Below are 25,162 nucleotides of genomic sequence, written 5' to 3' on the forward strand. Positions count from 1 at the left end.
GCGAGCCTGCTCGCGAAGGCGTCAGCTCAGACGACATCTTTTCTGGATCAGTCTTCCAGCAGTTCCTCAGCCTGACCCAGGATGTTTTCCAGGGTGAAGCCGAACTCTTCGAACAGTGCCGAAGCCGGAGCCGATTCGCCGTAGGTGGTCATGCCGATCACGCGACCTTCCAGACCGACATACTTGAACCAGAAGTCGGCGTGGGCCGCTTCGATGGCGATACGCGCGCCCACCTGCAACGGCAGCACCGATTGCTTGTAGCTGGCGTCCTGCGCATCGAACACGCTGGTGCACGGCATCGATACCACGCGGACCTTGCGGCCCTGTTCGGTCAGCTTGTCGAAGGCCTGAACAGCCAGACCGACTTCCGAACCAGTGGCGATCAGGATCAGCTCAGGCTCGCCGGCGCAGTCCTTCAACACGTAGCCGCCGCGGCTGATATCGGCAATCTGGCCGGCATCGCGCTCCTGATGTTGCAGGTTCTGACGCGAGAAGATCAGCGCCGATGGGCCGTCCTTGCGCTCCAGCGCGTTTTTCCACGCGACTGCCGATTCCACGGCATCGGCTGGACGCCAGGTGTCGAGGTTCGGCGTGGTGCGCAGGCTGGTCAGTTGCTCGATCGGCTGGTGCGTCGGGCCGTCTTCGCCCAGACCGATGGAGTCGTGGGTGTAGACGTGGATCACACGCTTCTTCATCAGCGCCGACATGCGCACCGCGTTGCGCGCGTATTCCATGAACATCAGGAAGGTCGCGCCGTACGGCACCAGGCCGCCGTGCAGGGTCACGCCGTTCATGATCGCGGTCATGCCGAATTCGCGCACGCCGTAGTACATGTAGTTGCCGCTGGCATCTTCAGCGTTGACGCCCTTGCAACCTTTCCACAGGGTCAGGTTGGAACCGGCCAGGTCAGCCGAACCGCCAAGCAGTTCCGGCAGCAGCGGGCCGAAGGCGTTCAGGGTGTTCTGGCTGGCTTTGCGGCTGGCAATGGTTTCGCCCTTGGCCGCGACTTCGGCGATGTAGGCCGAGGCTTTTTCCGAGAAGTCGGCTGGCAGCTCGCCGCTCAGGCGACGGATCAGCTCGTTGGCTTCGGTCGGGAACGCTGCGGAGTAAGCCGCGAAACGCTGGTCCCACTCGGCTTCGGCGGCGCGGCCTTTTTCCTTGGCATCCCACTCGGCATAGATGTCAGCCGGGATTTCGAAAGGACCGTAGTTCCAGTTCAGCGCCTGACGGGTCAGGGCGATTTCAGCGTCACCCAGCGGGGCGCCGTGGCAGTCTTCCTTGCCTTGCTTGTTCGGCGAACCGAAACCGATGGTGGTCTTGCAGCAGATCAGCGTCGGCAGCGGGCTCTTGCGCGCAGTGTCGATTGCAGTCTTGATCTCTTCCGGGTCATGACCGTCAACGTTGCGGATCACTTGCCAGTTGTAGGATTCGAAACGCTTTGGCGTGTCATCGGTGAACCAGCCTTCGACTTCGCCGTCGATGGAGATACCGTTGTCATCGTAGAAGGCGATCAGCTTGCCCAGACCCAAGGTACCGGCCAGGGACGCGACTTCGTGGGAGATGCCTTCCATCATGCAGCCATCACCGAGGAACACGTAGGTGTGGTGGTCGACGATGTCGTGGCCAGGACGGTTGAACTGCGCGCCCAGAACCTTTTCTGCCAGCGCGAAACCGACAGCGTTGGCCAGGCCCTGACCCAGCGGGCCGGTGGTGGTTTCAACACCCGGGGTGTAACCGAATTCCGGGTGGCCCGGGGTGCGGCTGTGCAGTTGACGGAACTGCTTGAGGTCGTCGATCGACAGGTCGTAACCGGTCAGGTGCAGCAGCGAATAGATCAACATCGAGCCGTGGCCGTTGGACAGCACGAAACGGTCACGGTCGGCGAACGACGGGTTGCTCGGGTTGTGCTTGAGGTAGTCGCGCCACAGCACTTCGGCAATATCTGCCATACCCATGGGGGCACCGGGATGGCCGCTGTTGGCTTTTTGCACGGCATCCATGCTGAGGGCACGAATGGCGTTGGCACGCTCACGACGGCTAGGCATCGCTGATCTCCTGGGTGTGAATAGATTGAAACGGAAAAAAGGAGGGCATTTTCCCTCACCCATGCGCCTCGGGGCAATGACAGATAGTGATCCGGAGGCGTTTTTCCAATCGATAGCGTCGGTTTCTGCTGGTGAAACCTTTCCGCTGTTGTTTTGTAGAGACCACCGTCTGATGAGAAGTGCCATTTATCGAGCAATATCAAAACTTTTTGATATTGACCTTGCGGTGCCTTGCCCCCGTCTCTAGACTGCCAGCCCTATGAACCTACGCGTGCCTTCCATTCGCCATGACGATTGCGACGAGCTGGCGGCCCTGTGCAAGGCCGGCGGCGATCCGTTGCGGCTGAATGTCTTGCGCGCGCTGGCCAACGATTCGTTCGGTGTGCTGGAGCTGGCGCAGATTTTCGGCATCGGCCAGTCGGGCATGAGCCACCACCTTAAAGTGCTGGCGCAGGCCGATCTGGTGGCGACCCGCCGTGAAGGCAACGCGATTTTCTATCGTCGCGCCCTGCCTCACACCGAATTGCTCGGCGGCAAGCTGCACGCGGCATTACTGGAAGAAGTCGACGATCTGGCGCTGCCGGACGACGTGCAAACGCGGATCGAACAGGTCCACGGACAACGCGCCGCCGCCAGTCAGGACTTTTTCGCCCGGGTCGCGGAGAAATTTCGCGCCCAGCAGGATTTAATCGCCGGCCTGCCGCAGTACCGCGACAGCGTGCTGGCCCTGCTCGACAAGCTGAACTTCAATGGTGCCGCCACGGCCATCGAAGTCGGCCCCGGCGACGGGGCTTTTCTGCCGGAACTGGCGCGTCGTTTTGCCAGCGTGACCGCTCTGGACAACAGCCCGGCGATGCTCGAACTGGCGCGTCAGGTCTGCGAACGTGAACAGCTGGCTAACGTCAGCCTGCAATTGGCCGATGCATTGAACGGCAGCAGCGTTCAGGCCGATTGCGTGGTGTTGAACATGGTGTTGCACCATTTCGCCGCGCCGGCCGATGCGCTCAGGCACATGGCCGACCTGCTGCAACCGGGCGGTAGCCTGCTCGTGACAGAGTTATGTAGCCACAACCAGAGTTGGGCCAGGGAGGCCTGCGGTGATCTCTGGTTGGGGTTTGAACAGGACGATCTGGCCCGTTGGGCCACCGCTGCGGGACTCGTTCCCGGGGAAAGCCTCTATGTAGGCTTACGTAATGGTTTCCAGATCCAGGTTCGCCATTTTCAGCGACCGGCTGGCGACACTCACCATCGGTAAATTCAGGAAAACATCGAGATGAGCGAATACTCCCTCTTCACCTCCGAGTCCGTGTCCGAAGGGCATCCGGACAAAATCGCCGACCAGATTTCCGATGCGGTGCTGGACGCCATTATTGCCCAGGACAAACACGCTCGCGTAGCAGTGGAAACGCTGGTCAAGACCGGCGTGGCCATCGTTGCCGGTGAAGTGACCACCAGCGCCTGGGTCGACCTGGAGCAGATCGTTCGTGACGTGATCTGCGACATCGGCTACACCAGCTCCGAAGTCGGCTTCGACGGCGCGACCTGCGGCGTGATGAACATCATCGGCAAGCAGTCCCCCGACATCAACCAGGGCGTTGACCGTGCCAAGCCTGAAGATCAGGGCGCCGGCGACCAGGGCCTGATGTTCGGCTACGCCAGCAACGAAACCGACGTATTGATGCCAGCGCCGATCACCTTCTCGCACCAACTGGTGCAGCGTCAGGCCGAAGCGCGCAAATCGGGCCTGCTGCCTTGGCTGCGTCCGGACGCCAAGTCGCAAGTGACCTGCCGTTACGAAGGCGGCAAGGTAGTCGGTATCGACGCCGTGGTTCTGTCGACCCAGCACAACCCTGAAGTGTCGTACAAAGACCTGCGCGAAGGCGTGATGGAGCTGATCGTCAAGCACGTACTGCCTGCCGAACTGCTGAGCAAGGACACCCAGTTCCACATCAACCCGACCGGCCAGTTCATCATTGGCGGCCCGGTAGGTGACTGCGGCCTGACCGGTCGCAAGATCATCGTCGACAGCTACGGCGGCATGGCCCGTCACGGCGGTGGCGCGTTCTCCGGCAAGGATCCATCGAAGGTTGACCGTTCGGCGGCCTACGCTGGCCGTTATGTGGCCAAGAACATCGTCGCGGCCGGCCTGGCCGAGCGTTGCGAGATTCAGGTGTCCTACGCGATCGGTGTGGCCCAGCCTACTTCGATCTCGCTGAACACCTTCGGCACCGGCAAGATCAGCGATGACAAGATCATCAAACTGGTGCGTGAAGTGTTCGACCTGCGTCCATACGCGATCACCACCATGCTCGACCTGCTGCACCCGATGTACCAGGAAACCGCAGCCTACGGCCACTTCGGCCGCGCGCCGCAGACCAAGACCGTTGGCGAAGACAGCTTCACCACGTTCACCTGGGAAAAAACCGACCGCGCCGACGCCCTGCGTTCCGCTGCCGGCCTGTAAGCCCTTCCCCGGCTACACAAAAAGCCCCGCACGGTTGACGCCGTGCGGGGCTTTTTTCATGCCTTGAAATATCTCCAGCTGCTCTGCTTGCAAGCCTGAATTCACCGCGCCGGTTCAGGTCGGCGCACTTCGAAAGAACCACCTGGTCAGTCCCCTCTCCCTCCGGGAGAGGGCTAGGGTGAGAGGCTTTTGGGTCCATGCAGAAATATGCAGCAAAACACCCACGCACCAGTGCCAATATCCCCACCTACGCTTCAAACATCACCCCCGAGCAAGGAAGCTCACATGCCCTTCACCCTGCCCCTGCTGTCGATTTTCCTGCTGTTACTCATCACTCTCAACGCCCACGCCGACTGCCCAGACTGGCCACCCACCAAAGCCCAACGCGAAATCACCGCCCTGCAAACCCAGATCGATCAATGGGACGACGCCTACCACCGCCAGGGCCGCTCGCTGATCAGCGACGAACTCTACGACCAGTCACGCCTGCGCCTGGAGACATGGCGACAATGCTTCCTACTGCCCTCGCCGCCCATACCGTTGCGCAGCGCCAGCGGCCCCTTCCAGCATCCCGTCGCTCACACTGGCCTGGACAAGCTTCATCAAGCCGAAGACGTCGAACGCTGGCTGCGGTCGCGCAAGAATGTCTGGATTCAACCAAAAATCGACGGCGTAGCGGTCACCCTGATTTACCGCCAAGGCCTGTTGCAGCAAGCCATCAGCCGTGGCGACGGCCTCTCGGGGCAAGACTGGACAGCCTCGGCGCGGCAGATCCCGGCGATCCCGCAACGTCTGGCCCAACCGCAGGATCTGCTGGTGCAGGGCGAACTCTACTGGCGCCTGAAAGATCACGTGCAAGCCCGCGCCGGCAGCGTCAACGCCCGCGCCACCGTGGCCGGATTGATGGGGCGCAAATCGCTGGATGCGCCACAAGCCGCCGGGATCGGTCTGTTCGTGTGGGACTGGCCGCATGGCCCCGTGGATTTATACGAGCGAATAACCCTGCTGACGACACTGGGCTTCGCCACCACCGAACCTTACAGCCACGCCGTCACCGATTTCACCGAGGCGCAAAACTGGCGCGAGCACTGGTATCGCTCCCCTCTGCCGTTTGCCACTGATGGCGTGGTCCTGCGCCAGAGTCAGCGCCCACCCGCCGAGCGCTGGCAGGCCCGCGCCCCGTACTGGGCAATCGCCTGGAAATATCCGTTAGCACAGGCCTTGGCCGACGTACGCAAGGTCAATTTCAAGATCGGTCGCACCGGGCGCATCACACCGGTGTTGGAGCTCACCCCGACGATGCTCGACGACCGCGAGATCAAGCGGGTCAGCGTCAGCTCATTGAAGCGCTGGCAGCAGATGGATATCCGCCCCGGTGATCAAGTGGCGATCAGCCTCGCCGGACTGACCATCCCGCGACTCGACAGCGTGGTTGTGCGTGCTGCCGAGCGCGCAGAGCTATCCGTTCCAAATGCGCAGGACTTCCATGCCCTGAGCTGTTGGCAACCCACCACAGGCTGCGAAAGCCAGTTTCTCGCGCGCCTGGCCTGGCTCAGTGGCAAGCAGGGGCTGGCGATGGCGCATGTCGGTCGCGGCACCTGGGAGAAACTTTTCGAAACAGGCCGTCTGAACAACCTGCTGGATTGGTTGACCCTCGACGAGCCAGAGCTTGCTAACATCGCCGGCTTCGGCGAACGCAGCAGCGCCCGCCTGATCCACAGTTTTCACAGCGCTCGCCAACGACCATTCGCGCAGTGGCTCAAAGCCTTGGGCCTGCCGCCGACGGGTCAGGCACAACTGTCTGACTCCTGGCAGGCGCTGGCACAACGTGACACCGAACAATGGCAGGCAGAACCCGGAATCGGCCCCGGCCGTGCGGCGCAATTGAGCGCCTTCTTTCGCGACCCGCAAGTGTTAGCCTTGAGCGAGACCTTGCGGGCCGCCGGGATCGACGGCTTCTGAACATGCCTTCCCCGCTCGACGGGAACCCAATGGCCGGCCCGGCGCTCCAACAGCGCAGTGCCCTCCAACCCGATTGTTTATGCACATGGAGCTTTTATGAAATTTCTCGCACCGCTCGCCCTGTTCACCCTGTGCGGCGTCCTGGCCGTCCCGGCGATGGCGGAAGAAGAAGGCCCGGGCCTGACCGGTTGCGCTGCGAAGAAGCAGGGCATCATCAACCAGATTGAACAGGCCAAGTCGCGCGGCAACATGGAGCAGCAGGCCGGTCTGGAAACAGCCCTGCGTGAAGTCAGTGAACACTGCACCGATGCCGGACTAAAAAAAGAGCGCGAGAACAAGGTGCTTGAGGCCAAGCATGAAGTCAGCCAGCGTCAGGCCGACCTCGACAAGGCCATGAAGAAGGGCGACCCGGAGAAGATCAACAAGCGCAAGGAAAAGCTGGCCGAGTCGCGCAAGGAATTGCAGGAAGCGCTGGACGAGATCGACAAGTAAGACTTTGGCTTAGTGGCGAATGGCAAACCGCTTTCGCGAGCAGGCTCGCGAAGGCAGCTCAGACGACACCGCTTAATGATCCCGAAACTGCTTATGGCAAGCACTGCAGGCATCTTCAACTTTCTGCACGGCCGGCCCGAGGTTGCTGGCCTTGTACGGCTGTACCTTGCTGGCAATGACCAGTTCACCGGTAGCCGCTTCGAGGTCTCGAGCCATTTGCTGAAACTGTGCCTGCTTCTGCCAGACATCATTCTTGGCGCTGGTGTGGTCTTCTTCGCGAACCTGCGGGAAATGCTGCCACGGCTCGTGGGACAAGGCATCGAGCCTGACCGCTCCTTCAGTAAATTTCGGCCCGTCGAACGGGATGCGCCCACGCAACATGCCGCCGAGGTCTTCGCTGGTCTTGAGCATCTGTTTGAAGATGGCCTTGCGCTGGCCCAACGGGGAGTTTGGATCGACACCGCCACAGGCGGACAGGGCCACACAGGCCAGCAATCCAACAGCAATTCGTTTGAGAGTCATGGCGGCTTCAGGTCGCGGAAATCGGCGGCCAGTATCCTCGCGTCACCCTCAAACACCAATAGCCCTATTAAAAATACGGGTTGCTTGAGCGCATGGAGCACTTGGCAACCGGCACAGGAATCACTCCATGAATCGCCGTTTCCAGGCCTGGCGCCGCCCATTCTTCGTCACACTTCCACTGCTGGCCGCACTCGCCGGCTGCACCGGCGGTGACAGCGACAAGCCGAAAACCCATGCGCTGGCCACGTATTCAAGTGCCACCTGGGAAGCCCTGCCCGCCGTATCCGACAGCGATCTGGTCGCCGGTTTCGGCTCATGGCGCAGCGCCTGTACCCGACTGAAAGCCGATGCGGTCTGGGGCCCGACCTGCGCGGCTGCCGCCAATGTGCCGCAGAGCGCCAGCGAGATCCGCGCTTTCCTGAAGCAGAACCTCGATGTGTATGGCTTGCGTGCGGAAAACGACAATCCCAACGGCCTGATCACCGGCTATTACGAGCCGGTCTACCCCGGCAGTCTGACGCCCACTGAGGCGGCCAACGTGCCGGTGTATGGCGTGCCGGAAGACATGATCATCGTCTCCCTCGACAGCATTTATCCGGAGCTCAAAGGCAAACGTCTACGCGGTCGGCTCGAAGGGCGGGTGCTCAAGCCTTATGACGACGCCGCCACCATCGAAACCAAAGGCGTGAAAGCGCCGGTGGTGGCCTACCTGACCGACCCGATGAACCTGCAATTCCTGCAGATCCAGGGTTCGGGAAGGATTCAGACAGAGGACGGCAAACAGCTGCGCATCGCCTACGCCGATCAGAACGGCCATCCCTACCGGCCGATCGGGCGCTGGCTGGTCGAGCAGGGCGAGTTGAAGAAAGAAGAAGTCACCATGAGCGCCATCAGCAACTGGGCCAAGGCCAATCCGTCACGGATTCCCGAACTGCTGGCAAGCAACCCGAGCTACGTATTCTTCACCCGCAACCCGGACAGTAATGAAGGCCCGCGCGGTTCGCTGAACGTGCCGTTGACTGCCGGTTACAGCGCGGCGGTGGACCGCAAGGTGATTCCGCTGGGCAGTCTGTTGTGGCTGTCGACCACGCGCCCGGATGGCACGCCGCTGGTGCGCCCGGTGGCCGCGCAGGATACCGGCGGCGCGATTGCCGGCGAGGTTCGCGCGGACCTGTTCTGGGGCACCGGTGATGCCGCCGGGCAACTGGCCGGGGACATGAAACAGCAGGGGCAGATCTGGATGCTCTGGCCCAAAGGCGCGCCGTTGCCGCAAGTGCCGCAGGTGGCGGATACACCGAAGGATAAATCTTAAGTTCTGCAGCGCCTGCACCATCCTCTTCGCGAGCAGGCTCGCTCCCACATTTGCAATGCGTTTCCATGTGGGAGCGAGCCTGCTCGCGAAGGGGCCATCCGCAGCGCCGAATAAGTCAGACAGAAACAAAGAAGAACGAAGCAATCAAGCCCATCCCCACAAACCACACCACCGAGCGCAACGCCGCCCAGTCGGCCAGATAGCAAATGATGTACAGCAGGCGACTGGTGATGAACAGCACCGCCAGCACGTTGACCGTTACCAGCTGCGCCGTACCGACCAGGTGCGCAACGAGCACTGCTGCGGCAAATGCCGGGGTCACTTCAAAACTGTTCAGTTGCGCGGCATGCGCACGTCGGGCCACACCGCCGACGCTGTCGAGAAAATCCCGCGGATCGTAATTGTCCTTCAGCCGGAAACCGCCTGACGCTTTCGCCACGATCGTGCACACGTACGGCAGGAAAATCGCGATCAACACACACCACAGAGCTACCGTCATAACACCATCCTTTTTGATTTTGGAATTCGCGGGCAGGCAGAAAGACATCGCCAGCCCAAGGCTAAGAGCCGCCCGCGGCCGAAAGGTTCTTGAGGTAACGCATACCGACAAACCACACGGATCACACTGAGCCCGACTGCATCAACCACAGCACCAGAGCGTAGCTGACAACCGGACATTCCACGCTGCATGCAGCAACGCCGCCAGAGCTGTCGCCATGCTCGCCCCCGCGTCTGATGTTGACCCAATCAGTCAGATTATTGATTCGCGATGTGTCCATGGCTGTTTATACTGCGCGCGACCACGCCGCACTCAGTTGCGCACAGAAAAATACCAATAATGGCTGCCTGCGCTGCTCTCGCTCGAGATCGGTCGTCGGCCCGCGTATGCCTGATCAAAGCGTCAAGACTATTAACGAGACCTTGCGCATGCCACTCGCCTTGCTTGCCCTCGCCGTTGCCGCCTTCGGCATTGGCACCACTGAATTCGTGATAATGGGGCTGTTGCCCGACGTCGCTCGCGACCTTGCCGTGAGCATTCCTCACGCGGGTCTGTTGATCACCGGTTATGCATTGGGCGTGGTGTTCGGCGCACCGATTCTGGCGATCGGCACCGCGAACATGCCGCGCAAAGCGACTTTGCTGGGGATGACGCTGATGTTCATCCTCGGCAACGTGCTGTGCGCCCTCGCGCCGAATTACGCCACGCTGATGGCCGCGCGCGTGGTCACCGCCCTGTGCCACGGAGCGTTCTTCGGCATCGGTTCGGTGGTCGCCGCCGGACTCGTCGCGCCGAACAAGCGCGCCCAGGCCATTGCCATGGTGTTCACCGGCCTGACCCTGGCCAACGTACTCGGCGTTCCGCTGGGCACTGCGCTCGGCCAATACGCCGGTTGGCGCTCGACGTTCTGGGCGGTGTCGGTGATCGGTGTGATCGCGGCACTCGCGCAATGGCTGTGGTTGCCAAAACACATTGCGATGGACAAGGCCAACCTCGCCAGCGAGTTCAAAGTGCTGGGCAAGGTCAATGTGCTGCTGGCGCTGGGCATGAGCGTGCTGGCCTCGACCAGTCTGTTCAGCGTGTTCACCTACATCGCACCGATCCTGCAAGACATCACCGGCGTCAGCCCCCACGGCGTCACGGTGATGTTGCTGCTGTTTGGCGTCGGCCTGACGGGTGGCAGCATGCTCGGCGGGCGTCTGGCCGACAGCCGTTTGCTGCCGTCGCTGGTCGGCGTGGCTTTGGCGGTGGTGGTGATTCTGGCGGCGTTCAGCCAGACCAGTCGCTCGGTGGTGCCAGCAGCGATCACGCTGGTGTTGTGGGGGATTTTCGCTTTTGCGCTGTGCCCGATCCTGCAACTGCTGATCATCGATCAGGCCCATGAAGCACCAAACCTTGGCTCGACGCTGAACCAGAGCGCTTTCAATCTGGGCAATGCCGCGGGCGCGTGGATTGGCGGGCTGGTGGTGGCCAGTGGCGCCGATCTGGCGGACCTGCCGTGGACCGGGGCGCTGGTCGGTGTGCTGACAGTGCTGGCGGCGTTGTGGTTTATTTATCTGCAACGTCGGCGGTGTGCCGGGGTCAATGTGTCTGGGTGATTACGGTGTGTCAGAGAACAGCCCTCACCCTAGCCCTCTCCCAGGGGGAGAGGGAACTGACCGAGTTGTCTTGCTTGATACATCGACCTGAAACACCGTGCCGACTATGGATTCGCGGAAGAACTACGTAGTCCGCGTATCTCTTGAGCTTCCCCCATTCGGCTCCCTCTCCCTCGGGAGAGGGCTGGGGTGAGGGGCTGTTGAGCGCAACGCCGAATCCGAATGTGCCCTCAGCCACCCCCACCCCATCAAACCCCTGCGCCCAAAACTCCGGTCGCGCTCCATTCACTTTTCATCCAAAGGACCCCGGATGCTTGAACTTGTCGCCGCTTTCATCTGTTTGACCACCCTGCTCACCTTCGTCAATTTCCGCTTCATCGGCCTGCCGCCGACCATCGGCGTGATGGTCACTGCCTTGATGTTTTCACTGATCCTGCAAGGCCTCAGCGTGCTCGGCTTCCCCGGCCTCGAAGACCGTGTGCAGCAACTGATCGGCCAGATCGACTTTGGCGATCTGTTGATGAACTGGATGCTGTCGTTCCTGCTGTTCGCCGGCGCCCTGCACGTCAATCTGAATGACTTGCGCAGCTACCGCTGGCCCATCGGCCTGCTGGCGACCTTCGGTGTATTGATTGCCACTGCGGTAATCGGCAGCCTCGCCTATTACATTTTTGCCCTGTTCGGCTGGCACGTGAGTTTCCTTTACTGCCTGCTGTTCGGCGCGCTGATCTCGCCCACCGACCCGATTGCGGTGCTCGGCGTATTGCGCACCGCCAATGCCTCGAAACCACTGAAAACTACCATCGTCGGCGAATCTCTGTTCAACGATGGCACCGCGGTCGTGGTGTTCACCGTGCTGCTGGGCATCGCACAACTGGGCGAAACCCCGACCATTAGCGCCACGGCCATGCTGTTTGCGCACGAGGCGCTGGGCGGTGTGCTGTTCGGCGGGCTGATCGGTTATCTGGTCTATCGCATGATCAAAAGCGTCGAGCAGCACCAGATCACGGTGATGCTGACCTTGGCGCTGGTGATCGGTGGTTCGGCGATGTCCACCGAACTGCACGTCTCGGCGCCGATCGCGATGGTGGTGGCCGGGCTGATCATCGGCAACCTGGGCCGCAACCTGGCGATGAACGACATGACCCGCCGCTACCTCGACGGTTTCTGGGAATTGCTCGATGACATGCTCAACGCACTGCTGTTTGCACTGATCGGCATGGAGTTGTTGCTGCTGCCGTTCAACTGGCTGCACATGGCCGCAGCAGGTTTGCTTGCGGTGGCGATTCTGCTGTCGCGCCTGCTCACCGTGGCCCCGGCGATCCTTTTGCTGCGGCGCTGGCGCAGCGTGCCGGCCGGCACCATCCGCATCCTCACCTGGGGCGGTTTGCGCGGTGGCGTCTCGGTAGCCCTGGCGCTAGCCCTGCCGCTGGGCCCGGAGCGCGATCTGCTGCTGAGCATCACCTACATCGTGGTGCTGTCATCGATCCTTCTCCAGGGCCTGAGCATCGGCAAACTGGTCAAGCATGCAACGCGCAACGAGCCGGCCACCGTGCCTGAGCCAGCGCACCACTGATCATTTTCTGGTCGACTGCGGATCGGTTTCTTTCGCCTGATCCGCAGGTTCCTTCGGCACCCCGCTCTCGCTGCGGATCTGCGCATGGCTGATCAGCGCAAAGATGAAGCTGCCACCGATGATATTCCCCGCCAGCGTCGGCCCGGCGAACACCATCCAGAAATCACTCCACGGCAGTTCGCCGGCAAACACCAGATACGACACTTCTGCCGAACCGACCACAATGTGGGTGAAGTCGCCTAAGGCCATGAAGTAGGTGATGAGGACGATGATCCACATCTTCGCGTTCTCCATGGACGGGATCATCCAGACCATTGTGGCAATCATCCAGCCGGAAATGATGCCCTTGGCGAACATCTGGCTGGCATGGTTTTCCATGACCTTGCGGCCGATTTCGAGAAAGGCATGGTCCGTCTTGCTGTCGAAGATCGGCAATTCGAGCATGACGTAGGCGACCAGAAGGGTGCCGCAGAGGTTGCCGACCAGTACAACTGCCCACAGACGGATCAGTCGCAGGAAATTCTTCAGCGTCGGCTTGGTCATCACCGGCAGCACGGCGGTCAGGGTGTTTTCGGTGAACAGTTGCTGGCGCGCCAGAATCACCGCGAGAAAACCTGCGCAATAACCGAAGCTGGCGATCACCTTGAACTCGTCACCGTCGGGCAGGCGCGAGTTGAGCAGGCCCATGCCCATCAGCGACAAACCCATGGTCAACCCGGCCGCCAGCGCCGACCACCAGAGCGCGGCAATGCTGCGTTCCAGTTCCTGATCGCCTTGGGTGCGGATGATTTCATGCAGGACGGCCGCGCGGGGCGGCTGGCTTTTCTCGACTTCGTGCTGCTCTTTGGCCGAGAGGTCGGGGGTTTTGTCGCTGGTGGGCGTGGTCATGGCGTGGCAACCGTGGGGGGGGCGATTTAGCTACGACCGTTGCGCTTCATGGCTGTTCAGTGGCCAGTTGAATCTTCGCAGCCACGGCAACCGCTTTCGCGAGCAGGCTCGCTCCCACAGTGATCACGCTGTACCAGTGGGAGCGAGCCTGCTCGCGAAGAAAACACCGCCGAATTTACTGAACGGCCTCGTCATCCTTGAACTGATCTTTCACATACCGGATCTCGGTCCGCCCGTGCGGCGCCGGCAAGCCGTCCTCGCCCAGATTCACAAAAACCATCTTCTCAACGGTCAGAATGCTCTTGCGGGTGATCTTGTTGCGCACTTCGCACGTCAGGGTGATCGAAGTGCGGCCGAACTCGGTGGCGGTGATGCCCAGTTCGATGATGTCGCCCTGGCGCGAGGCGCTGACGAAATTGATCTCGGAAATGTACTTGGTCACCACGCGCTGGTTGCCCAACTGGACGATCGCGTAGATCGCCGCTTCTTCGTCGATCCAGCGCAGCAGACTGCCGCCGAACAGGGTGCCGTTGGGGTTGAGGTCTTCGGGTTTTACCCATTTGCGGGTGTGGAAATTCATCTGCACTCCTTGAGTCTCTTGCCGAATGATGGCGCCATCTTGGCAGACCGGGCGGTCATCCTCCATGCGGCTTCGACTATGGTCGCCATTAACGATCTTCATCCAGCCGACAGAAACCCTTTGGAAGATCAGTCTAGACGGCTATAATCGCCACCGTTTCAAAACGGTAATGATCACTTGTTACCGTTTTCCCGCCACCTGTCCGAGGGGCGCTGCAGCAGGTTCGACCTGTCAGGCTCGGATGGGGCGTTGACCGGCCGCAGGCTGGACACTAAACGCACAACGGCGCCCATTCGCATACATTACGAATGGAGGCTCTTCATGAGCGCTGTTATCACGCCTGCAGATTTTACCGATTACAAAGTCGCCGACATGTCCCTGGCCGCCTGGGGCCGTCGCGAAACCATCATCGCCGAATCGGAAATGCCGGCCCTGATGGGTCTGCGTCGCAAGTACGCCAGCGAGCAGCCGCTCAAAGGCGCGAAGATCCTTGGCTGCATCCACATGACCATTCAGACCGCCGTGCTGATCGAAACCCTGGTTGCCCTGGGCGCCGAAGTTCGCTGGTCGTCGTGCAACATTTTCTCCACCCAGGACCAGGCCGCTGCCGCTATCGCTGCTGCCGGTATCCCGGTGTTCGCCTGGAAAGGCGAAACTGAAGAAGAGTACGAGTGGTGCCTGGAGCAGACCATCCTCAAGGATGGCCAGCCATGGGACGCCAACATGATCCTCGACGACGGCGGCGACCTGACCGAGCTGCTGCACAAGAAATACCCGCAGGTGCTGGATCGCGTTCACGGCGTGACCGAAGAAACCACCACCGGCGTACACCGTCTGCTGGACATGCTGGCCAAGGGCGAGCTGAAAATCCCGGCCATCAACGTCAACGACTCGGTGACCAAGTCCAAGAACGACAACAAGTACGGCTGCCGTCACAGCCTCAACGATGCGATCAAGCGTGGTACCGACCACCTGCTGTCCGGCAAGCAAGCGCTGGTCATCGGTTACGGTGACGTGGGCAAGGGCTCGGCCCAGTCCCTGCGTCAGGAAGGCATGATCGTCAAGGTTTCCGAAGTCGACCCGATCTGCGCCATGCAAGCCTGCATGGACGGTTTCGAACTGGTATCGCCGTTCATCGACGGTATCAACGACGGTTCCGAAGCGAGCATCGACAAAGCGCTGCTGGGCAAGATCGACCTGATCGTGACCACCACCGGTAACGTCAATGTTTGCGACGCGAACATGCTCAAAGCCCTTAAGAAGCGCGCTGTGGTCTGCAACATCGGTCACTTCGACAACGAAATCGACACTGCTTTCATGCGCAAGAACTGGGCATGGGAAGAAGTGAAGCCACAGGTGCACAAGGTTCACCGCACCGGTGCCGGCAGCTTCGACCCACAGAACGACGACTACCTGATCCTGCTGGCCGAAGGCCGTCTGGTGAACCTGGGCAACGCCACCGGTCACCCGAGCCGCATCATGGACGGTTCGTTCGCCAACCAGGTACTGGCGCAGATCTTCCTGTTCGGCCAGAAGTACGCCGACCTGTCGCCAGCGCAGAAAGCCGAGCGTCTGACCGTTGAAGTACTGCCGAAGAAACTCGACGAAGAAGTAGCTCTGGAAATGGTCCGCGGTTTCGGCGGCGTGGTCACCCAACTGACCAAGCAACAGGCTGACTACATCGGCGTCACCGTCGAAGGCCCGTTCAAGCCGCACGCTTACCGCTACTAACAGGCGCTTGCTCGCTCTCCCTGTGGGAGCGAGCCTGCTCGCGAATGCAATTGATCATTCAACATCAAGGTTGTCTGACCCACCGTTTTCGCGAGCAGGCTCGCTCCCACAAGGGATTGCAGCGCCTCGAAGGTTCTTGTTTCCAAGGGTATGACCATGTCCCAAGACCGTCGCTACAGCTTCGAGTTCTTCCCGACCAAGACCGATGCTGGGCATGAAAAACTGCTCGCCACTGCCCGTCAGTTGGCCACCTACAATCCCGACTTCTTTTCCTGCACCTATGGCGCCGGCGGTTCGACCCGTGACCGTACGCTCAACACCGTGCTGCAGCTGGAAAGCGAAGTCAAAGTACCGGCCGCACCGCACCTGTCGTGCGTCGGCGACAGCAAGGACGACCTGCGCGGCCTGCTGAACGAGTACAAGGCTGCCGGCATCAAGCGCATCGTCGCCCTGCGCGGCGACCTGCCGTCCGGCATGGGCATGACCAGCGGAGAGCTGCGTCACGCCAACGAACTGGTCGAATTCATTCGTGAAGAGACCGGCGACCATTTCCACATCGAAGTCGCCGCCTACCCGGAGATGCATCCGCAGGCGCGCAACTACGAAGACGATCTCGCCAACTTCGTGCGCAAGGCCCGTGCCGGTGCCGACAGCGCGATCACCCAGTACTTCTTCAACGCCGACAGCTACTTCTACTTCGTCGAGCGTTTGCAGGCACAGGGTGTGGATCTGCCGATTGTGCCGGGTATCATGCCGATCACCAACTACAGCAAACTCGCGCGCTTCTCCGATGCCTGCGGTGCGGAAATTCCGCGCTGGATCCGCAAGCAACTGGAAGCCTACGGCGATGACGCGCAAAGCATTCAGCGCTTCGGTGAGCAAGTCGTCAGCGAGATGTGCGAACGCCTGTTGCAGGGCGGCGCGCCGGGGCTGCACTTCTATTCAATGAACCAGGCCGAGCCTAGCCTGGCGATCTGGAACAACCTGAAGTTGCCGCGCTGAAGCAGCAGCAGGCTTCGAGCTGAAAGCTACAAGCAAGAACAAGAGATCGCAGTGTTTGGCAACGCCTTCGTCGGGTTGTCATGCTGTGATTTTTTGCGTTTGAAGCCGCGAAACAGAGCTTCTGCAGCCGCTTTCTGGCTCTTTGGCGATTCTCGTCGTAATCTCCAGCCATGCCTTTGATCACACAGTTGTTCGCCGTGCTGGTATTTGCTTGCCTGAGCTTCGCTGCTCGGGGCGAGAAGTTGCGTATTGTCACCGAGCCGTGGGCGCCGTACGTGTATGAAGACGGCGGTAAGAATCTCGGCCTCGACTACGAAACCACGGCCATCGTATTCCAGCGTCTGGGCATCGAAGTCGAATGGCAGTTCCTGCCGTGGAAACGCTGCCTGTCGATGCTTGAAACCGGTCAGGCCGACGGCGCGCTGGACATCTTTCATAGCGCCGAGCGCGACGCCACCCTGCTCTATCCGAGCGAACCACTGTCGGACGTCGAGTTCGTGATGTTCTACGCCAACGACCGGCCGCACCCGTTCAGTCGGCTCGAAGAACTCAAGGGCCTGACCATCGGCACCTCGCCGGGCTATTTATATAGTGAAGATTTCAGCCAGTCGCAGCTGTTTACCCGAGAACCGGCGCCGACCCATGAAGCCAATTTTGGCAAACTGGTGCGTGGGCGCATCGACCTGCTGATTACCGATCGCCGCGTCGGTCAGCATTTGCTCGATGAATTGAATATACGCAGCCTGATCACCGAAAACCCCACGGTTATTAGTCGCCAGAGCCAGTTTCTGGCGGTTCGGCGCAATGCCGGCATGGATCTGCTGGCGCAGCGATTCGGTGCCGAACTAAAGCGTTTCAAGCGCGAACCTGCCTACGCCGAGCTGAGCGCACGCTACGGTGCCGCGCCCGTTGGCAGTGTTTTGTTGAAGTCGGCGACGGTCAGCGGCAAAACCGTTGAGCAGCAGGAAAGCGGCGCGCGGTGATTGCTCTGTTATACTCCGGCGTTCCCGCCAGGCTCACGCCCGGACGCCCGGAACCGTAACAGGCCTCCCGACCCGCTACAGCGCAGCTTTACAGCCCGCGCGAGCGCTCCCGACGTGCCTTCGGAACCGCAGCAGGACCGGACGGGATTGCGTCCTCTTAAACGCCATTCGCGCCAGGCAAGACTCCCATTGGGCCAAGCCCTAACTAAAACAGGATTACTCATGTCCTTTGCTTCCCTCGGTCTCTCCGAGGCTTTAGTCCGCGCCATCGAAGATGCGGGCTATACCGAGCCTACTCCGGTGCAACAGCGGGCCATTCCCGCCGTGTTGCAAGGTCGCGACCTGATGGTTGCGGCACAGACAGGTACCGGTAAAACCGGCGGTTTCGCCCTTCCGATCCTGGAGCGGTTGTTTCCCAACGGTCACCCGGACAAATCCCAGCGTCACGGCCCGCGCCAACCGCGCGTCCTGGTCCTGACCCCGACCCGCGAACTCGCGGCCCAGGTGCACGAGAGCTTCAAGATCTACGCCCGTGACCTGAAATTCGTCAGCGCCTGCATCTTCGGCGGCGTCGGCATGAACCCGCAGGTTCAGGCCATGTCTCGTGGTGTCGACGTGCTCGTCGCCTGCCCGGGTCGTCTACTCGACCTCTGCGGCCAGGGCAGCGTTGACCTGTCTCACGTTGAAATCCTCGTCCTCGACGAAGCCGACCGCATGCTCGACATGGGTTTCGTGCACGACGTGAAGAAAGTCCTCGCGCGCCTGCCGTCCAAGCGTCAGAACCTGCTGTTCTCGGCGACCTTCTCCAAGGACATCACCGACCTCGCCGGCAAGCTGCTGCACAACCCGGAACGCATCGAAGTGACGCCGCCGAACACCACGGTCGAGCGCATCGAACAACGCGTGTTCCGCCTGCCGGCCAGCCACAAGCGTGCGCTGCTGGCGCACCTGATCACCGCCGGCGCGTGGGAACAGGTGCTGGTGTTCACCCGCACCAAGCACGGCGCCAACCGTCTGGCCGAGTATCTGGACAAACATGGCCTGCCGGCTGTGGCGATCCACGGTAACAAGAGCCAGAACGCCCGCACCAAAGCGCTGGCTGACTTCAAGGCCAACCAGGTTCGCATTCTGGTTGCCACCGACATCGCTGCTCGGGGCCTGGACATCGACCAGTTGCCACACGTGGTCAACTTCGAGCTGCCGAACGTCGATGAAGACTACGTGCACCGGATCGGCCGTACCGGCCGTGCCGGTCGTTCGGGCGAGGCGATCTCGCTGGTCGCGCCGGACGAAGAAAAACTGCTGAAAAGCATCGAGCGCATGACCAAGCAGAAGATCGCCGACGGCGACCTGATGGGCTTCGACTCCAGCACCATCGAAGCCGAGAAGCCGGAAGCCCGCGAGCGTCCGGACATTCGCAATCCACGTAACCCTCGCGGCCCGCGCGGCGACGGCCCGAATGGCGGCGGTGGCGGCGGCGGTCGTAAAGACAAGGGCAAGGACAAGGGCAAGGAAAAACCGGCCGGTGAACGTGGCGAGCGCCCTGCCCGCCAGCAGAAGCCGCGCGAAGGTACGCCGAGCCGCGAACAACGTCCGAGCCAGCCACCACGCGCAGCATCTGATCGTGCGCCCGACGAGTTCCTCGACGACGATATCGATAACTTCGGTAACCGCGTCGACTACGTGCCGAAAGCCGCACCGGCTGGCGGCCGTGGTCGTCGTCCGGGCGCACCGGCCCAAGGCGCAGGTGCCGGCGCACCACGCGGCGGCCAGTCGCAAGGTCGCCAGAACGGCCCGCGCAACAGCAACGGTTCGAGCACCGGCACCCCACCGGCCAAACGCAGCGGCCCGCGCAACGGTGCACCGCGTGACGGTCAGGGCCGTCGTGACGAGTCTTCATCGTCCTCGCGCAACCGCCGTCCAGCCCGTGACGATCAGCCACGTAGCGAGCCAGCCGTGCAGAACCCGCGCAGCACCGGGCCGAAGATCATGCACAAGGAATCGAAAGCCGACCGCTTCCCGACGCCTGAGCAGCTCGATCAACTGCCAAGCCGCCCGCGTGGCGAAAAACCAGCACTGCTGACCCGCAATCGCTGAGTTGACGCCGCAATGAAAAACGCCCCGGTTCGAAAGAGCCGGGGCATTTTTTATGCCGCAACAAATGCCCCTGAATCACTGCATATCACCTGTGGGAGCGAGCCTGCTCGCGAAAGCGGTCATTCAGCCAACATCATTGCTGACTGACCCGCCGCCTTCGCGAGCTGGCTCGCTCCCACAGGGGGATGTGTGTAGCGGGCAATAAAAAACGCCCCCGGCCTTTCGACCGGGGGCGTTTTTTATATGGCGGCGAAAATTACTTCGCTTTCACACCTTCAAACGAAACATACAGCTCGACCGCATCGGACTTCGGCCCGAGGTCTTTCTGCTTGCCGAAATCGGAACGCTTGATGGTGGTGGTGCCTTCGAAGCCGGCACGGTAGCCGCCCCATGGATCCTTGCCTTCACCCAGGAAGGTCGCTTTCACCACGACAGGCTTGGTCACGCCCAGCAGGGTCAGGTCGCCGGTCACGTCAGCGGTGTTGGCACCGGTGGATTTGACGCTGGTGGAAACGAAGGTGGCCTTGCCGAATTTGCTGGCGTTGAGGAAATCAGCGCTGGCGATGTGTTTGTCGCGTTCAGCGTGGTTGGTGAACACGCTGGCGGTGTTGACGTTGAATTCGATCTTGCTGTCTTCAGGCTTGGCAGCGTCGAAGCTGAACTTGCCGTCGATGTCCTTGAAAGTACCGGTGATGAAGCTGTAGCCCAGGTGGCTGATCTTGAAATCAACGAAGGCGTGCTGGCCTTCTTTGTCGACTACGTAGTCAGCGGCCATTACGTTGGCGGACAGCACGGCAGAACCGATTGCCAGAGCGGCCAGAGTCTTTTTCAACATGCTTTCTTTTCCTTTGAGTCGAGGTTGAATTTCAGGCTTTGCGACCGAGCATTCGGGTGAGGGTCGCATCACGATCGATAAAGTGGTGCTTCAATGCTGCCAACGCATGAAGGCCGGAGAAAATTACCAGCGCCCACGCCAGCCAGAGATGAATCACCCCAGCGGTATCTGCCTGATCCGGTAGCCCGGAGAGCAGTGCAGGAACTTCAAACAGGCCAAACACCGGGATCCCGACACCGTCTGCGGTGGAAATCAGGTAACCGGCAATCATCACAGCGAACAGCGCCAGATACAGAAACCCGTGGCCGAATTTAGCGCCAAGGCGGGTCATGCGGCTGTAGCTTTGCAGCGTCGACGGCGGTGGGCTGATAAAGCGCCACAGCACCCGCAACACCATCACACCCAGCAATACCAAGCCGATACTCTTGTGCAGGTCCGGCGCGTCTTTGCGCCAGGTGCTGTAGTAATCCAGCCCAACCATCCACAAGCCCAGCGCAAACAGCCCGAAGACCGCCAGCGCCACGCCCCAGTGCATGAAGATGCTGACCCAACCATAGCGCGAAGAAGAGTTACGTAGCTGCATTGCCCAAATCCTGTGAGAACTGCGAACCAAGACTAGCGAGTTATCTATCGAATTAAAGCGGAAAATTTCGCTTTGAAATATCGAGAAATACGATCAAGAGTCTGTAAGAGAGGTGTTAAGAAAGGATTAAAGGCGATTTCGGCGAGGGGCGCTTGAATGGATGATCGGTGTTGTGCCAGATATCGTAGACGCTAGTTATGCAATACCGACGGAGATTGCAGGCAATCGGCACTGTACGGATCAATCTTGCACTTGTGCGCCAGTTCAGAGCTGTAACCGCCGGGAAAGAAATGCCCGTTGGTGCAGCCGGGAAGAGCCATCAGTAAAAGCATGAGCGTGAGCGTTTTCATCCAGAGCCTCCGGTTTTTCCCAGCTTAAAACTGCCGGTCTGGTAGCCGCTATCGCCTCATTCCGAGCGGGTTGTGGGAAGCCTCCGGTACGCCGGTAAGCTGCTTGACCAGACTGCGAAAGAAAAAACCAGGCAAAAAAAACGCGACCCGAGGGCCGCGTTTTTCGTGGAAGCAAAGCCTTACTGGGCTTTAGTCTCGGTGGTTGCCGTGGGCTTGGCCGCTGGCTTCTTCGCCGGTTCGGCCTTTTTCGCTGCCGGTTTGGCTGCTGGCTTTTTCGTTTCGGTTTTCGCCGCGGGCTTCTTCGCCGCTGGCTTGGCCGCGGCTTTCTTCGCCGGCTCGGTTTTCACCGGGGCGGCTGGCTTCGGTGCTTCCACCGGAGCTGGCGCAGGTGCCGGGGACGGCGCAGGCGCTGGAGCAACCGGGGCAGGAGCCGGCTCAGGCGCCTTCACAGGCTCAGGCTTCTTCTCGTCATCCGAACCGCCAAACAGGTTGCTGAAGAAGTTGCCCTTCTTCGCCGCCACGGCACCCGCCGCGCCTGCCGCTGCGGCAGCCGGCACCACTTTGACCGGTTCAAACGACTTGCCGGCCGCCAGATCTTCAACCTGGCTGGCGGCGCGCTGGCCGGTGCGCAGTGCGCCTTCCAGGGTGCCCGGGTACAGGGTGTCGGTGTGTTCGCCAGCAAACGCTACGCGTTGCAGCGGACGTTCCCAGAGGCGCCAGAATTTGCTGATTTGCCCCGGGCCGTAAGCCAGGTAGGCGCCGCCCATCGACGGGTCGGTGCTGTAGCGACGGATTTCATAACCGGTGAACGAACCACGGGCCTGTGGATAAAACGCGTGCAGACGGATCAGCACCTGATCGACCATCTGCTTGTCGCCAAACGCCTGCATCACGCGGGCGTTATCGCCGGACAGGTTGATCACCACATTGGCGCCACCCTTCAGGGCAGGTTCGATCCAGAGCATGCCGAGGCCGGTGTTGCTGTAGATCTCGCCGGACATGCGCGCCTTGCTTTCCCACACTGGCGTCTTGAACTTCAGCATGATCTGGTCGCGCCAGCCGTAGTTGGTGCCTTTGATCGCCGCCAGATGCTGGGCATCAAGTGCCGGGGTCAGGGCAATCTTGTTCAGTGCACGCAATGGCACGGCTAGCACCACGTAGTCAGCCTGATAGCCGACACTGCCGACCTTGACGGTCACGCCGTCCTTGTCCTGGGTGATCGCCGAAACTGGCGAGTTGGTCTTGATGGTCTTGATCTGTTTGACGAACGCCTGGGCCAGCACCTGGCTGCCGCCGACCAGACGCGAGGCGCGCAGGTCACGGTCGGAAACGCCGCGATAGACGCGGTTCTGCTGGGCGAAATACAGCAGCGACAGCCGCGAAGGCTCGTCGTAATGGGTGCGGATGTCCTGATTGATCAACTGACGCGCCGTTGCCGGCAGGTTCTGCTTGTCGAGCCAGCTCGATACGGTGATCTGGTCCAGTGCATGCAGGGTGGCGGTCGCGGCCGGGTTTTGCGGATCGTCGATCGAGCGCGCCAGATCATCGAGGGTTTTCTGGTAGCGCTTGAGCGCATCGGCAGTGGCCGGTTGCTTGGTGGCCAGATCCGCGGCGGAATAATAGTCGCCGTCGATCAGATAGCTTGGCGTGCGGACGAATTCCGGTGCCGGGGTGGTGCCGAGCTTGAAGGTCGACACGTACTTGTTCAGCACCGGCTGGGTTTTGTCGTTGCCGATCCACTCACTGGTGGCCATGCCCGAGCGACCGCCCAGGCTCGGTTTGGCTTCGAGCAGGGTGACCTGCCAGCCCTTGTTTTGCAGCTCATAAGCGGCGGTCAAACCCGACAGGCCACCGCCGATCACGATTGCAGTTTTATCCTTGGCCAGCGCTGTAACGCTGAACAGCCCCAACATCACCAGCGCACAGGCGCGCAGCCAACCGACAGACATTCAGCGAACTCCGGAAAAACATGTGGGAAAAAGCAGTTTGGCGAGTCAGACGACTCAAAGAACCGCGAAGAATACGTTAGCCATCAAAACGCCGCCAGCGACGTCTATCGGCTCAGACAAAGTAGCTCAATCGACACAATGGGTTGTCCCCGCGCGACGCATTGCATAGGCTTGCGCGATTGTTTGCCCGCGCCTGCCGCGAGCCGCCTCGAGGAGACTGTAAATGGGCCTGAATAACCAGTGGATGCAACGCGATCTTGCGGTGTTGTGGCATCCCTGCACCCAGATGAAAGACCACGAACAGCTGCCGCTGATCCCGATCAAGCGCGGCGAAGGCGTCTGGCTCGAAGACTTCGAAGGCAAGCGCTACCTCGACGCGGTCAGCTCCTGGTGGGTCAACGTGTTCGGCCACGCCAACCCGCGGATCAACCAGCGCATCAAGGACCAGGTCGATCAACTCGAGCACGTGATTCTCGCCGGCTTCAGCCATCAGCCGGTGATCGAGCTGTCCGAGCGTCTGGTGAAGATGACACCGGAAGGCCTGAACCGGGTGTTCTACGCCGACAACGGCTCGTCGTGCATCGAAGTCGCGCTGAAGATGAGCTTTCACTACTGGCTCAATCGCGGCCAGCCGAACAAGAAGCGCTTCGTCACCCTGACCAACAGCTACCACGGCGAAACCATGGCAGCGATGGCGGTTGGCGACGTGCCGCTGTTCACCGAAACCTACAAAGCGCTGCTGATGGACACCATCAAGGTGCCGAGCCCGGATTGCTATCTGCGCCCCGACGGCATGAGCTGGGAAGAACACTCGCGCAACATGTTCGCCGCCATGGAACAGACGCTGGCCGAGAATCATGACAGCGTCGCGGCAGTGATCGTCGAGCCGTTGATTCAGGGCGCCGGCGGCATGCGCATGTATCACCCGGTGTACCTTAAGCTGTTGCGCGAGGCCTGCGACCGCTATGGCGTGCACCTGATCCACGACGAAATCGCCGTCGGCTTCGGCCGCACCGGGACGATGTTCGCCTGCGAACAGGCCGGCATCCGCCCGGACTTCCTCTGCCTCTCGAAAGCCCTGACCGGCGGCTATCTGCCGCTGGCCGCGTGCCTGACTACCGACGACGTCTACAGCGCGTTCTACGACGACTACCCGACTCTGCGCGCCTTCCTGCATTCGCACAGCTACACCGGCAACCCGCTCGCTTGTGCGGCGGCACTGGCGACCCTGGACATCTTCGAGCAGGACAACGTCATTGAGAACAACCAGGCGCTGGCTCAGCGCATGGCCTCGGCGACCGCGCACCTGGTCGATCACCCGAACGTCGCCGAAGTGCGCCAGACCGGCATGGTTCTGGCGATCGAGATGGTCAAGGATAAAGCCAGCAAAGAGGCCTACCCTTGGCAGGAACGCCGCGGCTTGAAGGTGTTCCAGCATGCACTGGAGCGCGGCGCATTACTGCGGCCGCTGGGCAGCGTGGTGTATTTCCTGCCGCCGTATGTGATTACCCCGGAGCAGATCGATTTCCTGGCCGAGGTGGCGAGTGAAGGTATTGATATCGCCACGCGTGAGAGTGTCAGCGTGGCGGTGCCGAAGGACTTTCATCCCGGCTTCCGCGATCCGGGCTGATTCGGTTTACTCGCTCGTTCCCACGCTCCGCGTGGGAACGCAGCCCGGGACGCTCCGCGTCCCA

21 protein-coding genes and 1 riboswitch are annotated in these 25,162 nt (G+C 61.0%); of the genes, 12 read left to right on the plus strand and 9 right to left on the minus strand.

All coding sequences use genetic code 11. From position 1 onward, the window contains the following. Nucleotides 1–47: 47 nt before the first annotated feature. Complete coding sequence (gene tkt / locus ACGSLL_RS05975; RefSeq protein WP_203419811.1) at nucleotides 48–2,045, minus strand: transketolase; 1,998 nt, start codon at nucleotides 2,043–2,045, stop codon at nucleotides 48–50. 259 nt (nucleotides 2,046–2,304) lie between these two features. Here tkt and ACGSLL_RS05980 point away from each other — a divergent pair, with 259 nt between their 5' ends. The 4 genes from ACGSLL_RS05980 to ACGSLL_RS05995 all read left to right on the plus strand — a co-directional run bounded on the left by ACGSLL_RS05980 (nucleotide 2,305) and on the right by ACGSLL_RS05995 (nucleotide 6,963). Next, on the plus strand, nucleotides 2,305–3,300 hold the full coding sequence (locus ACGSLL_RS05980; protein WP_203419812.1) for an ArsR/SmtB family transcription factor: 996 nt from the start codon (nucleotides 2,305–2,307) through the stop codon (nucleotides 3,298–3,300). An 18-nt stretch (nucleotides 3,301–3,318) separates the two neighbouring features. Next, nucleotides 3,319–4,509 carry a methionine adenosyltransferase gene (gene metK / locus ACGSLL_RS05985; RefSeq protein ID WP_024014624.1) on the plus strand — a complete coding sequence of 397 codons (1,191 nt, stop codon included), beginning with the start codon at nucleotides 3,319–3,321 and terminating at the stop codon, nucleotides 4,507–4,509. Nucleotides 4,510–4,794: 285 nt separating this feature from the next. Continuing rightward, on the plus strand, nucleotides 4,795–6,471 hold the full coding sequence (gene ligB / locus ACGSLL_RS05990; RefSeq protein ID WP_394504072.1) for an NAD-dependent DNA ligase LigB: 1,677 nt from the start codon (nucleotides 4,795–4,797) through the stop codon (nucleotides 6,469–6,471). A 96-nt stretch (nucleotides 6,472–6,567) separates the two neighbouring features. Then, nucleotides 6,568–6,963 (plus strand): DUF1090 domain-containing protein, encoded by a 396-nt coding sequence (locus ACGSLL_RS05995; protein ID WP_208939439.1) that lies wholly within the window; start codon nucleotides 6,568–6,570, stop codon nucleotides 6,961–6,963. Between the two features lie 72 nt (nucleotides 6,964–7,035). On the opposite strand, the gene ACGSLL_RS06000 is transcribed toward ACGSLL_RS05995, so the two are convergent. Next, nucleotides 7,036–7,485, minus strand: coding sequence for a c-type cytochrome (locus tag ACGSLL_RS06000; RefSeq protein ID WP_394504075.1), 450 nt, complete (start codon nucleotides 7,483–7,485; stop codon nucleotides 7,036–7,038). A gap of 127 nt (nucleotides 7,486–7,612) precedes the next feature. On the opposite strand from ACGSLL_RS06000, the gene mltA reads away from it, so the two are divergent. After that, nucleotides 7,613–8,797, plus strand: coding sequence for a murein transglycosylase A (gene mltA, locus ACGSLL_RS06005; protein WP_394504077.1), 1,185 nt, complete (start codon nucleotides 7,613–7,615; stop codon nucleotides 8,795–8,797). 115 nt (nucleotides 8,798–8,912) lie between these two features. Here mltA and ACGSLL_RS06010 read toward each other — a convergent pair whose 3' ends face one another. Next, on the minus strand, nucleotides 8,913–9,296 hold the full coding sequence (locus tag ACGSLL_RS06010) for an MAPEG family protein (RefSeq protein ID WP_332764599.1): 384 nt from the start codon (nucleotides 9,294–9,296) through the stop codon (nucleotides 8,913–8,915). Nucleotides 9,297–9,724: 428 nt separating this feature from the next. On the opposite strand from ACGSLL_RS06010, the gene ACGSLL_RS06015 reads away from it, so the two are divergent. Further along, nucleotides 9,725–10,894, plus strand: a complete 1,170-nt coding sequence (locus ACGSLL_RS06015) for an MFS transporter (RefSeq protein WP_394504080.1) — start codon at nucleotides 9,725–9,727, stop codon at nucleotides 10,892–10,894. Nucleotides 10,895–11,204: 310 nt separating this feature from the next. Then, nucleotides 11,205–12,470: a cation:proton antiporter gene (locus tag ACGSLL_RS06020; RefSeq protein WP_394504082.1), complete on the plus strand. Its 1,266-nt coding sequence runs from the start codon at nucleotides 11,205–11,207 to the stop codon at nucleotides 12,468–12,470. Here ACGSLL_RS06020 and ACGSLL_RS06025 read toward each other — a convergent pair whose 3' ends face one another. Next, nucleotides 12,471–13,358: a formate/nitrite transporter family protein gene (locus tag ACGSLL_RS06025; protein WP_394504084.1), complete on the minus strand. Its 888-nt coding sequence runs from the start codon at nucleotides 13,356–13,358 to the stop codon at nucleotides 12,471–12,473. A 175-nt stretch (nucleotides 13,359–13,533) separates the two neighbouring features. Further along, nucleotides 13,534–13,938, minus strand: a complete 405-nt coding sequence (locus ACGSLL_RS06030; protein WP_042561508.1) for an acyl-CoA thioesterase — start codon at nucleotides 13,936–13,938, stop codon at nucleotides 13,534–13,536. A 198-nt stretch (nucleotides 13,939–14,136) separates the two neighbouring features. After that, a riboswitch (S-adenosyl-L-homocysteine riboswitch) is annotated at nucleotides 14,137–14,236 on the plus strand. A 23-nt stretch (nucleotides 14,237–14,259) separates the two neighbouring features. Between ACGSLL_RS06030 and ahcY the strand changes: the two genes are divergently transcribed. From ahcY to ACGSLL_RS06050, 4 genes are all read left to right on the plus strand, one after another. Continuing rightward, on the plus strand, nucleotides 14,260–15,669 hold the full coding sequence (gene ahcY / locus ACGSLL_RS06035; protein ID WP_203419822.1) for an adenosylhomocysteinase: 1,410 nt from the start codon (nucleotides 14,260–14,262) through the stop codon (nucleotides 15,667–15,669). Nucleotides 15,670–15,825: 156 nt separating this feature from the next. Then, nucleotides 15,826–16,671 (plus strand): methylenetetrahydrofolate reductase [NAD(P)H], encoded by an 846-nt coding sequence (gene metF / locus ACGSLL_RS06040; RefSeq protein WP_203419823.1) that lies wholly within the window; start codon nucleotides 15,826–15,828, stop codon nucleotides 16,669–16,671. A gap of 170 nt (nucleotides 16,672–16,841) precedes the next feature. Continuing rightward, nucleotides 16,842–17,654, plus strand: a complete 813-nt coding sequence (locus tag ACGSLL_RS06045; protein WP_394504087.1) for a substrate-binding periplasmic protein — start codon at nucleotides 16,842–16,844, stop codon at nucleotides 17,652–17,654. A 222-nt stretch (nucleotides 17,655–17,876) separates the two neighbouring features. Beyond that, nucleotides 17,877–19,751 (plus strand): DEAD/DEAH box helicase, encoded by a 1,875-nt coding sequence (locus tag ACGSLL_RS06050; protein ID WP_394504089.1) that lies wholly within the window; start codon nucleotides 17,877–17,879, stop codon nucleotides 19,749–19,751. Between the two features lie 256 nt (nucleotides 19,752–20,007). Here the strand turns inward: ACGSLL_RS06050 and ACGSLL_RS06055 are convergent, their stop codons facing one another. The 4 genes from ACGSLL_RS06055 to ACGSLL_RS06070 all read right to left on the minus strand — a co-directional run bounded on the left by ACGSLL_RS06055 (nucleotide 20,008) and on the right by ACGSLL_RS06070 (nucleotide 23,468). Further along, nucleotides 20,008–20,586, minus strand: a complete 579-nt coding sequence (locus ACGSLL_RS06055; protein ID WP_042606592.1) for a YceI family protein — start codon at nucleotides 20,584–20,586, stop codon at nucleotides 20,008–20,010. A gap of 31 nt (nucleotides 20,587–20,617) precedes the next feature. After that, nucleotides 20,618–21,169, minus strand: a complete 552-nt coding sequence (locus ACGSLL_RS06060; protein ID WP_394504092.1) for a cytochrome b — start codon at nucleotides 21,167–21,169, stop codon at nucleotides 20,618–20,620. Between the two features lie 191 nt (nucleotides 21,170–21,360). Further along, nucleotides 21,361–21,519, minus strand: coding sequence for a hypothetical protein (locus tag ACGSLL_RS06065; protein WP_394504094.1), 159 nt, complete (start codon nucleotides 21,517–21,519; stop codon nucleotides 21,361–21,363). A 179-nt stretch (nucleotides 21,520–21,698) separates the two neighbouring features. Next, a complete protein-coding gene (locus ACGSLL_RS06070; protein WP_394504096.1) occupies nucleotides 21,699–23,468 on the minus strand; it encodes a flavin monoamine oxidase family protein in 1,770 nt (589 codons plus the stop codon). A gap of 223 nt (nucleotides 23,469–23,691) precedes the next feature. Between ACGSLL_RS06070 and ACGSLL_RS06075 the strand changes: the two genes are divergently transcribed. Further along, nucleotides 23,692–25,098: an adenosylmethionine--8-amino-7-oxononanoate transaminase gene (locus ACGSLL_RS06075; RefSeq protein WP_394504098.1), complete on the plus strand. Its 1,407-nt coding sequence runs from the start codon at nucleotides 23,692–23,694 to the stop codon at nucleotides 25,096–25,098. Nucleotides 25,099–25,162 lie beyond the last annotated feature (64 nt).

This window comes from Pseudomonas retamae (genome assembly GCF_043496865.1).
In the GTDB taxonomy this organism is placed as follows: domain Bacteria; phylum Pseudomonadota; class Gammaproteobacteria; order Pseudomonadales; family Pseudomonadaceae; genus Aquipseudomonas; species Aquipseudomonas retamae.